Annotated in this window: 12 protein-coding genes and 1 pseudogene; 9 read left to right on the forward strand and 4 right to left on the reverse strand. The window is 43.5% G+C overall.

The genetic code is table 11. The annotated features are described in order from the left end of the window. Positions 1-909: an IS3 family transposase gene (locus H8S51_RS07000; RefSeq protein ID WP_117922402.1), complete on the reverse strand. Its 909-nt coding sequence runs from the start codon at positions 907-909 to the stop codon at positions 1-3. Further along, positions 906-1,247: a transposase gene (locus H8S51_RS07005; RefSeq protein WP_006855988.1), complete on the reverse strand. Its 342-nt coding sequence runs from the start codon at positions 1,245-1,247 to the stop codon at positions 906-908. The genes H8S51_RS07000 and H8S51_RS07005 overlap by 4 nt, the downstream gene beginning before the upstream one ends. A 52-nt stretch (positions 1,248-1,299) precedes the next feature. On the opposite strand from H8S51_RS07005, the gene H8S51_RS07010 reads away from it, so the two are divergent. The 8 genes and pseudogenes from H8S51_RS07010 to H8S51_RS07040 all read left to right on the forward strand — a co-directional run bounded on the left by H8S51_RS07010 (position 1,300) and on the right by H8S51_RS07040 (position 11,730). Beyond that, positions 1,300-3,189 (forward strand): Ig-like domain-containing protein, encoded by a 1,890-nt coding sequence (locus H8S51_RS07010; protein ID WP_241070945.1) that lies wholly within the window; start codon positions 1,300-1,302, stop codon positions 3,187-3,189. 535 nt (positions 3,190-3,724) lie between these two features. Next, positions 3,725-5,056, forward strand: a complete 1,332-nt coding sequence (gene aspS, locus H8S51_RS07015; RefSeq protein WP_186900629.1) for an aspartate--tRNA(Asn) ligase — start codon at positions 3,725-3,727, stop codon at positions 5,054-5,056. A gap of 122 nt (positions 5,057-5,178) precedes the next feature. Then, positions 5,179-5,628: pseudogene (locus H8S51_RS18405) on the forward strand (GNAT family N-acetyltransferase); the annotation flags it as partial. A gap of 150 nt (positions 5,629-5,778) precedes the next feature. Next, complete coding sequence (gene gatC / locus H8S51_RS18410) at positions 5,779-6,096, forward strand: Asp-tRNA(Asn)/Glu-tRNA(Gln) amidotransferase subunit GatC (protein WP_334302678.1); 318 nt, start codon at positions 5,779-5,781, stop codon at positions 6,094-6,096. Positions 6,097-6,109: 13 nt separating this feature from the next. Next, a complete protein-coding gene (gene gatA, locus H8S51_RS07025) occupies positions 6,110-7,567 on the forward strand; it encodes an Asp-tRNA(Asn)/Glu-tRNA(Gln) amidotransferase subunit GatA (protein WP_117918800.1) in 1,458 nt (485 codons plus the stop codon). 21 nt (positions 7,568-7,588) lie between these two features. Continuing rightward, positions 7,589-9,019 carry an Asp-tRNA(Asn)/Glu-tRNA(Gln) amidotransferase subunit GatB gene (gene gatB / locus H8S51_RS07030; RefSeq protein WP_186900631.1) on the forward strand — a complete coding sequence of 477 codons (1,431 nt, stop codon included), beginning with the start codon at positions 7,589-7,591 and terminating at the stop codon, positions 9,017-9,019. Positions 9,020-9,570: 551 nt separating this feature from the next. Further along, a complete protein-coding gene (ltrA, locus tag H8S51_RS07035) occupies positions 9,571-10,854 on the forward strand; it encodes a group II intron reverse transcriptase/maturase (protein WP_241070946.1) in 1,284 nt (427 codons plus the stop codon). 363 nt (positions 10,855-11,217) lie between these two features. Then, positions 11,218-11,730 carry an HD domain-containing protein gene (locus tag H8S51_RS07040; RefSeq protein WP_330414587.1) on the forward strand — a complete coding sequence of 171 codons (513 nt, stop codon included), beginning with the start codon at positions 11,218-11,220 and terminating at the stop codon, positions 11,728-11,730. A 125-nt stretch (positions 11,731-11,855) separates the two neighbouring features. Here H8S51_RS07040 and H8S51_RS07045 read toward each other — a convergent pair whose 3' ends face one another. Both H8S51_RS07045 and H8S51_RS07050 read right to left on the reverse strand, forming a co-directional pair. After that, positions 11,856-13,784: an ABC transporter ATP-binding protein gene (locus tag H8S51_RS07045; protein WP_186899512.1), complete on the reverse strand. Its 1,929-nt coding sequence runs from the start codon at positions 13,782-13,784 to the stop codon at positions 11,856-11,858. Beyond that, the gene (locus H8S51_RS07050) at positions 13,784-15,532 is read right to left on the reverse strand and encodes an ABC transporter ATP-binding protein (RefSeq protein ID WP_186899511.1); all 1,749 of its coding nucleotides are present in this window, start codon (positions 15,530-15,532) and stop codon (positions 13,784-13,786) included. The genes H8S51_RS07045 and H8S51_RS07050 overlap by 1 nt, the downstream gene beginning before the upstream one ends. Positions 15,533-15,656: 124 nt before the next feature. Between H8S51_RS07050 and H8S51_RS07055 the strand changes: the two genes are divergently transcribed. After that, a complete protein-coding gene (locus H8S51_RS07055; RefSeq protein ID WP_241070947.1) occupies positions 15,657-16,136 on the forward strand; it encodes a MarR family winged helix-turn-helix transcriptional regulator in 480 nt (159 codons plus the stop codon). The last annotated feature ends 241 nt before the right edge of the window (positions 16,137-16,377 follow it).

The raw sequence follows: 16,377 nt of genomic DNA on the forward strand, positions 1-16,377 counted from the left end.
CTATGCAGCCAGGCCCAGAGATTGGTAGTATCTCTGACGCTTAATCATAGGAGGAAGCCCACCGTTGGCAGAGCAGATCCTCCTGTTGTTCCAGTAACTGATGAAATATCTCCAAATAAGAACTCTCAGCTCATCCGTGGTCAGGCTTTCCGTATTGTAGCGGTCATAGAGAAGCTCGCTTTTCATTCTGGCCCACATGCTTTCACATCGAGCATTATCGTGGCACCTGCCACCATCACTGTTCATGCTTTGTATAATGCCATATTTAGAAAGCGCCTGACGGTAGGTTTCACTGGTATATTGTCTTCCTCTGTCGGAGTGCACAATGGCACCTCGCAGATCAGGATGCGCCAGATAGGCATTATCCAGTGTATGCTCACACAGAGTTGCCTTCATGTTTGTTTCCATTGCCAGTCCCAGAACGCTGGAATCAAAGCAGTCGAAGATGGCTGAAACATACAGTTTTCCATCTTTTGCCTTGATTTCTGTGATATCAGTTACGCATTTTTCAAGTGGCTTATCAGCCTTGAACTCTCTCTTCAGAAGATCATCTGACTTACGTGCTTCCCGATCAGCCTTGCTAATGCCATTTGGCTTGCGCTTTGGCCGATGGACAAGTCCTATTTCATCCATAACCCTGTAAACGGTTCGTTCACTGGGGATCTTGATTCCCGTCGGATTCTTAAGGAGCAGTGCTTGGTACATGCGAATACGTCCATAGGTATCATTGCATTCATCCTCAGCATGGATCACTCTCATGGCATCAGCAAGATCCTGATATTTCCAAGGGCGATCTTTAATAGCAAGATATTTGTAGAAACCCTGGCGGCTGACGCCAAGCATCCGGCAATAGAATGAGAGTTTTCCCTTAATCACGCCGTCTTTCGTTTTTATGGCAATGAACATCATTCTTTGGTTCTTGCTGACTTCCGACGGCTGGCTGCGAAAAAAGCGCTTGCTTCCTCGAGAAATTCATTTTCCTCTTTCAGACGCCGGATTTCTTTGTCCTGATCTTTAACGCGTTTGCGGAGCATGGCAAGCTCCTCAGCAAGACTCATCGCGCTTTCCGGAGTATGTGCACCGTCGCCAATATCCAATGTGCCTGCTCTAACTGCTTTCAGCCATGTGTGGATGGTTCCTTCTGGGATACCTAATTCTTTGGCTGCCTTAGCACCGCCGATTTCTTTGGCAAGTTTGACAGCCTGGATCTTATATTCCTGGTCGTATTTACGTTGGGTTCGTGACATTGAGAGTTCCTCCTTATTCTCTTTTATTATACATGAATTCCTTGAGAATAAGGTGTCAACTTTATTTATACAACATCACTTAGATGGTATTGATGACGATAGAAAACAGAAAGAAATTGCAGAGGCATTCCCGACTTACGAGAATACTTCAGATGCAGCAAAACAGAAACAGTATTTAGTTGCGTTAATGCAGTTTACCTATGCAGGTGCACCGACGATCTACTATGGTGATGAGCTTGGTATGGTAGGTGCAGATGATCCAGATGACCGCCGTGCGATGATCTGGGGCGAAGGAAATGAGAATCTGGTAAAATGGTATGCAAAACTTGCTGCAATAAGAAGCAGTTACAGTGCATTGAGAACAGGCTCCGTAGAGCCGGTATATGGCACAGATAAAGAAATTTTAGGCTATGTCAGAAGTGATGATTCGGATATCATGCTTGTTTTGATGAACAACAGTGCAGCAGACAAGTCTGTGACAGTAAATGTTGCAGAACTTGGAATTAATGCAGCAGAACTTGCAGATGTGATCGCAGGTAATAGTTACAGTGCTGCAGGAGACAGCGTGACGGTAACTGTTCCGTCATACAATGGTGTGATCTTAACAGACAAGGGTCATGTAAAACAGGTTTCTGTGGATGAAGAAAACTTAAAACCTGGTTTTGATCCTGCATATAAGATTAAGGCAGAAGAACGTGCAGTCAAAGTAACAGGAGTTTCACTGAAAAAGACAGAGATCACCTTACAGAAAGGTAAAACAGCAAATATTTCTGGAAATGTAGTAGTAGCACCGCAGAATGCAACAAACACAGCAGTAAAATACAAGACTTCTGACAAAACAGTTGCTTCAGTTGACAAAGATGGTAATGTAACTGCAAATGCCAAAGGAACTGCAACAATTACCGTGACAACAAAAGACGGAATGTTTACATCAGAATGTAAAGTAACTGTAGGAGATCAGGTACAGGCAGCGAAGATCAAATTAAACAAGACAAAACTCAGCCTGAAAAAAGGAAAAACATATACCTTAAAGGCAACAGTCACTCCGAAGGATTGTACGGATAAATCCGTGAAATGGAAATCTTCCAAATCCTCTGTTGTAAAAGTAGATGCAAACGGAAAAGTAACTGCAAAGAAAGCAGGAACCGCTACAATTACAGCTACCACAAAGAATGGTTTAAAGGCAAACTGTAAGATCACGGTTACAGATCCGGCAACCAAAGTATATCTGACACCGGCGATGAGTATCAAAAAGGGAAGTTCCGTAAAACTGACAGCATCTGTATTTCCGAAGACAACGACAGATAAACTTACATGGTCTACATCAAACAAAAAGGTAGTGACAGTAACAAAGAGCGGTAAGATCAAAGGAGTCAAAACAGGAACAGCTACGATTACAGTTAAAACAACAAGTGGAAAGAAAGCAACCTGTAAAGTGACCGTTGTAAAGAGTAATAAGAAGTCAGCAGGTATTAAACTGAGTGCAAAGAAACTGACATTAAAGCAAAATGCAACAAAACAGCTGAAAGCTACTCTTGATAAGAAAGCAACGGACAAAGTGACATGGAGCAGTTCTAACAAGAAAGTAGCTACAGTCGATAAAAATGGTGTTGTAACGGCTGTAAAGAAAGGTACTGTAACGATTACCGCAAAGACATCAGGTGGAAAGAAAGCAACCTGTAAAGTGACGGTAAAAGTACCGGCAACCAAGGTAAAATTAAACAAAACCAAGGCGACTGTTGCAAAGGGCAGGACTCTGACCTTAAAAGCGACTATGACACCTTCTTCCTCAACAGATAAACTTACCTGGACGAGTTCCAACAAAAAAGTGGCAACAGTTGATAAGAATGGTAAAGTAAAGGCGCTGAAAAAAGGAACAGCCACGATTACTGTAAAAACTGCAAGTGGAAAGAAAGCAACCTGCAAAATTACTGTAAAATAATGTTGGTGCATCAATAAAAATGCAGCATAAAACAAAAAAAGTTGCAAAAAAATATTGCAAAGAAGAAATCTATGTGGTATAAATGTTACAACGTTAAAACAGTAAAGCGATGAAAGAGACTCTGATCTTTGGGCGTCGACAGGAATGCAGCGTCACCGACTGAGAGCGCTGTTTGAAAGAGAAGGTCAAGGGAACACTCTGGAGCAGACTGATTGAACAGGAATTTGCACGAGCGGTTGATCTTAAAAACAGCGGCAGTGGATCGAAAGTAGGTCAGTACGTGGGTGCGCGTTAAGCACAGAGAGCGGAAAGATGATGAGAACGACATCATTTTTCAATGCGGGTGGTACCGCGGGATACTAAGAGATTTCGCCCCGGAAAAGCATATGCTTTTCCGGGGTTTTTTGTATTCATGATAATAGAATGTTCGCGGAGCGTGCATTCTATTATTTGTTGAAAATCTGAAAGACAGAGTTTTGTTTTTCAAAAAGGTTCCCGTCCCGCACCTTATCATATCTAAAGGAGTGTACAGAATATGGAATTCATGACAGGTGTAAACAAAAAGGAAACCTTAGAGATCGGTGATTTACTGACCGGCAGCTATGAGGGAAAAAGTGTAAAAGTAAACGGAGCAGTGCATACCATCCGTGATATGGGTGAAGTTGCATTTATCGTCTTAAGAAAGAGAGAAGGACTGCTCCAGTGTGTTTACGAAGAAGGAAAAACACAGTTTGACTTAAAAGATTTAAAAGAGGCAGCAACGATTGAGTTGGAGGGAACCGTAAAACCGGAGGAACGTGCACCACACGGATTTGAGATCCGTCTGGATAAAATCAAGGTATTGTCCGAACCGGCTGCACCGATGCCGCTTGCAATCTCAAAATGGAAATTAAATACCTCCTTGGAGGCGAATTTAAACAACCGTGCGATCGCCCTTCGAAATGTCAGGGAGCGTGCAAAATTCCGTATTCAGGAAGGTGTGGTACGGGGATTTCGTGATTTCTTATACAGTCAGGGGTTTACAGAGATCCATACACCAAAGATCGGTGCAAAAAGTGCAGAGGGCGGGGCAAACCTGTTCCGGTTGGAATATTTCCACAGACCGGCAGTTTTACAGCAGAGTCCTCAGTTTTACAAACAGATGATGGTCGGCGTATTTGACCGGGTGTTTGAGACGGCGCCGGTATTCCGTGCAGAAAAACATAATACCAAACGTCACTTGAACGAGTACACCAGCCTTGATTTTGAGATGGGATATATTGATGGATTCGAAGATATCATGGCGATGGAGACCGGATTTTTGCAGTATATGATCGCACTGCTCAAAAAAGATTATGCAGAGGAACTTCGGTTATTAGGCGTCACACTGCCGAACGTCGAAAAGATCCCGACCGTGCGGTTTGATGAGGCAAAAGAAAAAGTAGCGGAAAAATATCACCGTCAGATCAGAAATCCATACGATCTTGAACCGGAGGAGGAAGCACTGATCGGACAGTATTTTAAAGAAGAATATGATGCAGATTTTGTATTTGTTACGCATTACCCATCCAAGAAACGTCCGTTTTATGCCATGGATGATCCGGCAGATCCGACGTATACGTTAAGTTTTGACCTCTTATATCAGGGACTTGAGATCACGACCGGCGGACAGCGTATCCACGATTATAACAGGCTGATGGAGAAAATTGAAAAACGTGGTATGGAGTCTGAGGGAATGGAACAGTACTTATCCGTATTTAAACATGGCATGCCGCCACATGGTGGACTTGGAATCGGATTAGAGCGTCTGACCATGAAATTAGTCGGTGAGGACAATGTTCGTGAAACTACTTTATTCCCTCGTGATTTAAGCAGATTAGAGCCGTAATCAGGTTAGAACAGATGCAAAGAATCCAAAACAAAATAATTTTAGATCCATATCAGGTTCAAAATTGAATGTAAATTGAGTTTTGCAAACAGGGATCATATGAATGAAAAAGGAGAACAGCCGTGAAACATTTGGGAACAAAAACAATCGAAACAAGACGTCTTGTTTTAAGACGATTTACACTTTCCGATGCAGAACCGATGTACCGTAACTGGGCATCGGATCCGGAAGTGACAAGATATCTGCTGTGGCCTGCACATGAGAGTGAAGAAGAGACGAAAGGCATTTTAAAAGGCTGGATCGCTGCATACGATAAAACGGAAAAATATGAATGGTGTATCGAATTAAAAGAGATCGGTGAGGCAATCGGCAGCATTGGTGTCGTAGCTGTCAATGAAAAAGTGCAGTCCATGGAAGTCGGTTATTGTTTAAGCTGTGACTACTGGAATAAAGGAATCATGTCAGAAGCATTAGAGGCAGTGGTAGAATACTTGACTAACGAAGTTGGGGCACGCAGGATCGCGGCGCGATGTGATACCAGAAATCCGTACTCAGCCAAAGTGATGGAAAAGTGTGGTCTTAAATATGAAGGAACAGCGATTCAGGCTGAGTGGAACAATTCTGGAGCCGGGGATGTTGCTTATTATGGTCTGGTGGTTGGACCTGTGATCGTAGAAGAACCGGAAGAAGCTGAAGAACCGGGAATCGAGGAAGAGGAAGAAATTCCGGCAGTTAAGACCGGACGCAAAAACGAAATCTCAGACGAGACGATCGAGTATGTCGGAATCCTTGCAAAATTAGAGCTGAATGAGGAAGAAAAAGAGCATGCCAAGAAAGATATGGAAGAAATGCTCAACTATATTGATAAATTAAACGAACTTGATACCACAGGAGTGGAACCTATGTCACATGTATTTCCGGTAAACAATGTATTCCGGGAAGATGTAGTGACAAACGGGGACGGCAGTAAAGAGACACTGTTTAATGCACCGGAACAGAAAGATGGTGGATTTAAAGTGCCAAAGACGATTGGAGATTAATCAGGAGGATCATATGAACATTATGAGTTTGACTGCCGTGGAACTCGGCAAAAAGATAAAAGCAAAAGAAATCTCAGTAGAAGAAGCTGTTATGGCGGCATTAGATGCCATCGAGAAAAAAGAAAAACTCGTAAACAGCTTTGTGACGGTAGATAAAGAAGGCGCACTGAAACGTGCAAAAGAAGTACAAAAACAGATTGATGACGGCATTTTGACTGGACCGCTTGCAGGTGTTCCGGTTGCCATTAAGGATAATATGTGTACGAAAGACTTGCTTACCACCTGTTCTTCTAAGATATTATATAACTTTATCCCGACCTATACGGCAGAGGCAGTTTTAAATCTGGAAAAGGCGGGGGCAGTGATTTTAGGAAAGACCAATATGGATGAGTTTGCCATGGGAAGTACGACAGAGACATCTGCTTATGGCGAGACGAAGAATCCGTGGAACACAGAGCATGTGCCGGGAGGTTCTTCGGGTGGTTCCTGTGCAGCAGTTGCGGCTGAGGAATGTGTTTTTGCACTTGGTTCAGATACTGGCGGTTCTATCCGTCAGCCGAGTTCTTTCTGTGGTGTGACCGGAATCAAACCGACCTATGGAACGGTATCACGTTATGGACTGATCGCCTATGGTTCATCTTTAGATCAGATCGGGCCGGTTGCGAAAGATGTGACTGACTGTGCAACGATTTTAGAGACGATTGCTTCTTATGACACGAAGGATTCCACTTCTGTAAAAAGAGAAGATTACGATTTTACCAGTGCACTGGTGGATGATGTTGCAGGAATGAAGATCGGTATTCCGCGTGATTATTTCGGGGAGGGTTTAGATCCGGAAGTAAAAGCAGCAGTTTTACAGGCAGCAGAGGAATTAAAGAAAAAGGGCGCCATCGTGGAAGAGTTTGACTTAAGTCTGGTAGAATATGCGATTCCTGCTTACTATGTCATCGCCTGTGCAGAGGCAAGTTCGAACCTTGCAAGATTTGATGGTGTAAAATATGGTTACCGTACCAAAGAGTATGAGGGACTTCATAATATGTACAAAAAATCACGTTCCGAAGGATTCGGACCGGAGGTAAAACGTCGTATCATGCTTGGTTCCTTTGTGTTAAGCAGCGGATATTACGACGCATATTATCTGAAAGCACTCCGCACCAAGGCATTGATCAAACAGGCATTTGATAAAGCATTTGAAAAATATGATGTCATTTTAGGACCGGCGGCACCGACCACTGCACCAAAACTGGGACAGTCCTTAAGTGATCCGATCAAGATGTATTTAGGAGATATCTATACGATTTCTGTAAACCTTGCCGGATTACCTGGTATTTCACTGCCATGCGGCAAAGATAAAAATGGTCTGCCGATCGGGTTACAGCTCATTGGAAACTGCTTTGAAGAGAAAAAGATCATCCGTGCGGCATATGCGTTTGAACAGACAAGAACCTATGAGCACAGCCCGCTTGCATAATCCGAAAATGGAGGAATAGAGATGAGTAAAATATATGAAACTGTCATTGGACTTGAGGTCCATGTTGAGTTAGCAACAAAAACAAAAATCTTCTGCGGCTGTTCCACAGCATTCGGCGGTGCACCAAATACACATACCTGTCCGGTGTGTACCGGTATGCCGGGTTCTCTTCCTGTATTAAACCGTCAGGTGGTGGAATATGCGATGGCAGTGGGAATTGCCACAAACTGCAGCATCACCCAGTACTGCAAATTTGACCGTAAGAACTATTTTTATCCGGATAATCCGCAGAACTATCAGATTTCCCAGCTATATCTGCCAATCTGCAGAAACGGCGGTGTTGAGATCGAGACGGCAGCCGGAAAGAAGATCATTGGTATCCATGAGATCCATATGGAGGAGGATGCCGGAAAACTTGTACATGATGAGTGGGAAGATGTCTCCATTGTTGATTACAACCGTTCCGGTGTGCCGCTGATTGAGATCGTATCTGAGCCTGATATGCGTTCTGCGGACGAGGTTATTGCTTATCTTGAAAAACTGCGCATGATCATCCAGTATCTTGGCGCTTCCGACTGTAAATTAAATGAAGGTTCCATGCGTGCCGATGTCAACCTGTCTGTACGTGAGGCAGGCGCAAAGAAGTTTGGAACCCGTACCGAGATGAAAAACTTAAACTCCTTTAAAGCGATTGTAAGAGCTATCGAGGGAGAGCGTGCACGTCAGATTGAACTGCTTGAAGCCGGAAAGAAGATCGTGCAGGAGACACGCCGCTGGGATGACAATAAGGAATCTTCCCATGAAATGCGTTCCAAAGAGGACGCCCAGGATTACCGTTATTTCCCGGAGCCGGATCTTGTCCCGATCGTGATCAGCGACGAGTGGATCGCAAAAGTAAAGGCAAACCAGCCGGAGCTTCGCACGGAGAAATTGGAGCGTTACCAGAAAGAATTTGATCTTCCGAAATATGATGCCGAGATCATTACTGGACATAAGAAATTTGCGGATCTGTTTGAGGCGGCAACCGAGCTCTGCGGAAAACCGAAAAAAGTGTCCAACTGGATCATGGTGGAGACGATGCGCCTGTTAAAAGAAAATAACATGGATCCGGAGGATATCCGTTTTTCACCGGTCAATCTTGCAAAACTGATCAATCTTGCCGATTCCGGTTCCATTACAAACACGGTCGCAAAGGAAGTATTCGAACTGATCTTTAAAGATGACATTGATCCGGAAAAATATGTTGAAGAGAAAGGCTTAAAGACAGTCAACGACGAGGGTGCACTCCGTGAGACAGTACAGAAAATATTAGCAGAAAATCCACAGTCGGTTGAGGATTACCATAACGGCAAAGAAAAGGCAATCGGATTCTTAGTCGGACAGACCATGAAAGCCATGAAAGGAAAGGCAAACCCGGCGCTTGTGAACCAGATATTAAAAGAGTTACTGTAAGGTATTATATTTGATACCAACATCATGTATATAAAAATATGAGGACTGAAAAAAGTCCTCATATTTTTGGTTTGCGCGCCATGGGCGCGCTCTAATGGGTGAAAGTCCCGAACACGCCTAGGCAACGAGGAAGTGTATAGCAGAACAGCAAGGGTGTCCATCGTGAGGTGGAATCTGAAGGAAGCTGTAAGCAAACTCTTGGTCCGACGGACAGAAATCACATATAAGGCTCGGAAATACGGATAAGTCTGCCAAAAGAGATGAAGTCCTAAAGTTGCTGGAAGTACGAGTAAATGTGGCGGATAGATGAGAGGAAAGAGCGTGCACCTTAAGCGTGGAGGTCTCACAGGGGTTTCATTAGCCTAGTAACAACGAACTGTGAGAAGTCAGCCGAGCCCATAGTAGTGAAGAAGTCTCTGTAATAGAGATGGAGCAAAGGGGCGAACAATCAATAAGTTTGAGTATGTCTCGTATTGCAGAAGAGATAACATCTGCCGTAACCAATCGGGTAAAAGATGGTCAAATCAAGCGAGACGGAAAGGAAAGAACGCATGGACACAAGTAGTCTAATGGAGCAGATATTATCTAGCGATAACCTCAACAGAGCATATCTGCAGGTCGTACGAAACAAAGGTGCAGAGGGAGTGGACGGAATGAAGTGCACAGAACTTAAGGAACATCTTGCAAAGAACGGCGAAATCATTAAGGAGCAGCTGAGGACAAGAAAGTATAAACCTCAGCCAGTACGGAGAGTGGAGATACCAAAACCCGATGGCGGTTTCAGAAACCTGGGAGTGCCAACAGTAACAGACAGATTTATACAACAAGCTATTGCACAGGTCTTAACACCAATCTATGAGGAGCAGTTCCATGATCATAGTTATGGATTCAGACCGAACAGATGTGCACAACAGGCAATCCTGACAGCACTTGATATGATGAACGAGGGCAACGACTGGATTGTAGACATTGACTTGGAAAAGTTCTTTGACACAGTAAACCATGACAAGCTTATGACCATCATAGGCAGAACTATAAAAGATGGAGATGTTATCTCTATCATTAGGAAATATCTTGTCAGTGGAATCATGATTGATGATGAGTATGAGGATTCTATTGTGGGAACACCACAAGGAGGAAATCTTTCACCATTACTGGCAAATATCATGCTGAATGAACTTGATAAGGAAATGGAAAAGAGAGGGCTTAACTTTGTACGATACGCGGATGACTGTATTATTATGGTCGGAAGCGAAATGTCTGCCAATCGTGTAATGAGAAACATATCTCGTTTTATTGAAGAGAAACTAGGACTCAAAGTTAACATGACCAAGAGCAAAGTAGATAGACCAAGAGGATTGAAATATCTGGGTTTCGGATTCTACTTTGATTCAAGAGCACACCAATTTAAGGCAAAACCACATGCAAAATCAGTAGCAAAGTTCAAGAGGCGAATGAAAGAACTCACTTGTCGTAGCTGGGGCGTTAGTAACAGCTATAAGGTTGAGAAACTTAATCAGCTTATCAGAGGGTGGATTAACTACTTTAAAATAGGTAGTATGAAGGTGTTATGTGCCACGCTCGACCAAAGCATAAGATTTCGATTGCGCATGTGTATATGGAAACATTGGAAAACTCCACAGAATCGCGCGAAGAACTTAATAAAGCTAGGGGTATATAAGAAACTAGCGTACTCAACGGCTTATAATGGTGCGAGAATCGCACACTGCTGTCAAGGCGGTGCCATGAATGTAGCCGTTACAAAAGAAAGACTAACCCGTTTTGGATTAGTCTCAATGTTAGATTACTACACCGAAAGGTGTGTTACTTGTTAAGTTGATTGAACCGCCGTGTACCGAACGGTACGCACGGTGGTGTGAGAGGTCGGGAAATCACTCAGATTTCCCTCCTACTCGATCGATAGCTTGACAATCTTGTTTATGCATGCATATACTAAGTTAATTGCGAAACTCATTCATGAACTGGCGATGTTGTGGAAAATTGACAGATGAAAAAGAAAGTGCTGGGGAGCCGTCGGTACTTAGTGACCGTATTTTGGTCATTTAGTATCCGCTACGAGCGACACGCAGCGAGAGCGTGCTTTCGTTTCAGCTGTCAATTTCCCACAACGTTCACAGCCTAAAGCAGAGTTTCGCCCAGATACTGTTTCATAGAATAGCATGGAAAGAAGGAGCAAAATGACCTATCATTTATCCGACGAGCAGGAAAAATACTTTTATGACACCTTAGAGGAACTCTGCAGGCAGTCCCGCCTGTTAGAGTCTCATCGCTATATACAGCATGGAGACACCAGCGTATTTCGCCACAGCGTATCGGTTGCATATTTCAGCTATTATCTGGCATTGAAAATGAACGCACCTGTGGATATCCACTCGCTGATCCGTGGAGCGTTACTGCATGATTATTTTCTTTATGACTGGCACGAAAAAGATGCGTCACATAAATGGCATGGATTTCATCATGCAGAAAGGGCGTGCGAGAATGCCATGCGTGACATCCCGGATCTGAATGAAATAGAAAAAGATATGATAAAATGTCATATGTTTCCATTAAATATCGTTCCGCCCAAATATATGGAAGGCTGGATCTTGTGCTGTGCGGATAAGATATGTTCCGGTGCAGAAACTGTGAAAGGACGCATGCCGGAGAAAGTTATTTTACCATGGAAGAAGAAAGAAAAAGTGGTTTAGAGTAATATAAAAATAGAGATGAAAATGGGCATATATAAAGTTTTTGGCTTTATATATGCCCATTTTTTGAGGTCACTTATGAAAATACAGAGAAAGAAAAATATCTATACGATTTAAAATATATTCTAGCCCTCCGCAAGATTTCCTGTGTAAAGCTGATAATATTTTCCTTTTTCTTCCATGAGTTTGTCATGGTTGCCGCGTTCGATGACGCGTCCCTGCTCTAATACGATAATGCAGTCACTGTTCTTGACTGTGGAGAGGCGGTGGGCGATCACGAAAGTGGTACGTCCTGCCATCAGTTTATCCATACCATCCTGAACGATCTTTTCTGTTCTGGTATCAATGGAACTGGTTGCCTCATCGAGGATCAGTACCGGCGGATCTGCGATCGCAGCGCGTGCGATGGCGAGCAGCTGACGCTGTCCCTGGCTTAAGTTTGCACCGTCACCGGTTAAAAGTGTGTTGTAACCGTCCGGCAACTGGTGGATAAAGGTATCTGCATTGGCAAGTTTTGCGGCTGCAATGACTTCTTCATCTGTGGCATCGAGTTTTCCATAGCGGATATTTTCCATTACGGTTGCAGTGAACAGGTGTGTGTCCTGAAGTACGATGCCGAGGGAATGACGCAGATCGTCTTTTTTAATCTTATTGATATTGATACCATCGTAGCGGATCTTACCATCCTGAATATCATAGAAACGGTTGATCAGGTTCGTGATCGTAGTCTTTCCGGCACCGGTACTTCCGACAAAAGCAATCTTCTGACCAGGTGTTGCGTAGAGGTCTACATTGTGGAGCACGATCTTATCCGGGTTATAACCGAAATCAACATCATCAAAGACAACATCGCCTTTCAGCTCGATATAATCGACACTGCCGTCAGCCTGATGTGTGTGTTTCCATGCCCACATACCGGTACGTTCTTTTGATTCGACGATCTGACCGTTTTCTTTTCTGGCGCGGACGAGTGTAACATAACCTTCGTCTGTTTCCGGTTCTTCATCAAGCAGCTTAAAGATACGCTCGGAACCGGCAAGGGCCATGACGATATTGTTGAGCTGCATACTAAGCTGGTTGACCGGCTGGCTGAAACTCTTATTATAGGTAAGGAAACTTGCAAGTTTTCCGAGTGTAAAACCGCCGATGCCGTTTAAGGCGAGTACACCGCCGACTAAAGCACAGAGTACATAGCTGATGTTACCGATCTGTGCATTGACAGGCATTAAAATATTACCAAATTTATTGGCATTGTCTGCACTGTGGAAGAGCTGGTCATTCAATCTGTTAAAGTTTTCGATACTTTCTTCTTCATGGGTAAAGACCTTGACGACTTTCTGACCATTCATCATCTCTTCGATATAACCGTTGACCGTTGCGATATCTTTCTGCTGTGCGATAAAGTATTTTGCACTGAGTGCACCGATCTTTTTTGTGGCAAAAAGTGTGACACCGATCATAAGAAGTGTCACGATTGTCAACGGAACATTTAAGAGAAGCATGCTGACAAATACACTCACGATGGTGATGATACTGTTCAAAAACTGTGGCATACTCTGGCTGATCATCTGACGGAGTGTATCGATATCGTTCGTATAGGTGGACATGATATCTCCGTGATAATGTGTGTCAAAGTAGCGGATCGGAAGTTCTTCCATATGGGTAAACATGTCATCACGCAGGTTTTTTAAAGTACCCTGTGAAACATTTACCATGATACGTGTATATATATAAGAAGCGAGTGCTCCGATCAGGTAAAAAAAGGCAACGCGCATGATAGCGTGGAGCAGACCGGAAAAATCAGGATCTGCCTGACCGATGAGCGGCAGAATATAGCTGTCGATCAGAGTCTGCATAAACCAGGTACCCTGTACACTGGCAAGTACGGTAATGAAAATACAGATCACGACAAGAATACAGTGAACTGTATAATTTTTCATAATGTAAGCGAGCAGACGCATAAAAAGTCTGCCGGGATTTTCAACTTTCGGACGTGGGCCTTTTGGACCTCTGCCACCCGGACCATGAACCGGTTTGGTATTTTTTTCTGCCATTATGCAGCACCTCCTTCATCGAAATCACCGCTTCCGCTGGTCTGTGATTCATAGACATCGCGGTAGATATCATTGGATTCTAATAATTCTTCATGTGTGCCAAAGCCATTTACAACACCGTTATCTAAAACGATGATGCGATCTGCATTCTGGACGGAGGAGATTCGCTGTGCGATGATGAATTTGGTTGTGTCCGGAATCTCTTCGGCAAAAGCCTTGCGGATCTTTGCATCGGTTGCGGTATCAACAGCACTCGTACTGTCATCTAAAATAAGTATTTTCGGTTTCTTTAACAGGGCTCTTGCAATACACAGACGCTGTTTCTGACCACCGGATACGTTGGTTCCACCCTGTTCAATGTAAGTGTTGTAGCCGTCCGGGAAGCGGTCGATAAATTCATCTGCGCAGGCAAGATGGCATGCGTGGCGACATTCTTCATCAGTCGCATTTTTATCGCCCCAGCGGAGGTTTTCATAGATGGTTCCGGAGAAAAGCACGTTGTTCTGCAATACTACGGAGACCTCATCGCGCAGGGTGTCAAGATCGTAGGAACGTACATCTTTTCCGCCGACGAGAACAGTACCTTCCGAAACGTCATAAAGACGGCTGATCAGGTTGACGAGTGAAGATTTAGAACTTCCTGTACCGCCGATGACACCGATGGTCTCACCGGAGTGGATGGTAAGATTGATATCATCAAGGATCGGTTTATCTGAGGTCTTGTTATAACGGAATGTTACATGGTCAAATGTGACACTGCCGTCGGCTACTTCGTAAACCGGATTTTCCGGGTTTGTGATATCACTTTTTTCATTTAAAACCTCACAGATACGCTCGGCACTTGCGATACTCATGGCTAACATAACGAAAACCATTGAGAGCATCATCAGACTCATCATGATGTTCATACAATAGGTAAGAAGACTCATCAGTTCGCCTGTGGTAAGAGAACCTGCAACGATCATTTTTGCCCCCAGCCAGCTTAATGCGATGATACAGCTATATACAGCAATCTGCATGACAGGGGAGTTGAAAGCGAGTACGCCCTCTGCTTTGACAAACATGTTATAAATATTTTTGCTTGCCTGTGTGAACTTCTTCTTTTCATAATCCTCACGGACATAGGCTTTGACTACACGGATCGCGGAGACATTTTCCTGTACCGATGCATTTAAGTCATCGTACTTTGGAAATACTTCCATAAAGTAATGATGTGCCCGTATTGTAATAAAGGCAAGGATCACACCAAGTACGATAACAGCGATCAGGTAAACGCATGCGAGTTTCGCATTGATGAAAAATGCCATGATCATCGCGCAGACTAAAGAGATCGGTGCGCGCACGCACATACGCAGCAGCATCTGATATGCGTTCTGCAGATTCGTCACATCGGTGGTGAGCCTTGTGACAAGACCTGCGGTGCTGAATTTGTCAATGTTGGAAAAAGAAAAGGTCTGTATATTTTCGTACATTGCTTTTCGTAAGTTGCGGGCGAATCCTGCGGAAGCACGGGCACCGTATTTTCCACCCATCGTTCCTGCAAACAGGGAAACACACGCGACAATGACCATACATCCGCCCATGACGTAAATATGGTGGATATCCCCGGCTTCCACGCCGTTATCGATGATCGATGCCATCATCAGTGGGATGATCGTTTCCATGAGTACTTCTAAGATCATGAAAACAGGAGTGAGGAAAGAATCTTTCTTAAATTCTTTGATCTGAGCTCCCAGAGTTTTTAACATAACATCACATCCTTTTCAAAAAATAATTGATTTTTATTTGTTAGTGTGCTAACAATATAGTTATAAGGCATAAAAAAAAGAATGTCAATGTAAAAAATAATATTATTTCAGCAGGAGATAAATCATGCATACAGATACGATAGGATATAAAATACGTTTGATCCATAACCAGATCCATAAGCGGATGGAGGCAAAAAAACAGGAAAATGAAAAAGAACCACTTACGGGAATGCAGCGCTGGACGCTTGGATTTTTGCGGGATCATGATGGAAAGGATATCTATCAGAAGGATATTGAAACGGAATTTTCGGTATCGCGGGCAACCGCATCAAACATGCTTGCAGTCATGGAACGGAAAGGGCTGGTGCGCCGTGAGACGGTGGAGCATGATGCGAGGCTGAAGAAACTGGTGCTGACAGATAAAGCACGTACTATGGTAGAGAGGTCAGAGCAGGATATGCGTGAAATGGAAGCTCTTTTAGAGAAAGGACTGAGTGATGAAGAGGTAAAAGATCTTAAGAAATATTTAGACCGGATGCTTTTGAATCTGGATGTGGATATTGCCTGTCCGAAGAATTCTTTCTGTGGTGGCATGAAAAAATAGAAACACTAGATATTGTGGTTGATGATGCAGGATATACAAGTGAAAAAAATGACGAAGAAATCACCTTAAATTTGGTAATAGTGAATAAAGACCGCGTATTTACTGGGGTTGCAACGATCGATTCTGCCCGGATATCATAAAAGCGGGAAAATATATATGTTCCAAACACATTGACAAAGACACAATATATTGTATAATAAGTACTCGTAGGTTATGCGGCCGTTTGGGTATGGCAGGCAGC

The sequence above is a fragment of the Roseburia rectibacter genome, from assembly GCF_014287515.2.
Classification (GTDB): domain Bacteria; phylum Bacillota; class Clostridia; order Lachnospirales; family Lachnospiraceae; genus Roseburia; species Roseburia rectibacter.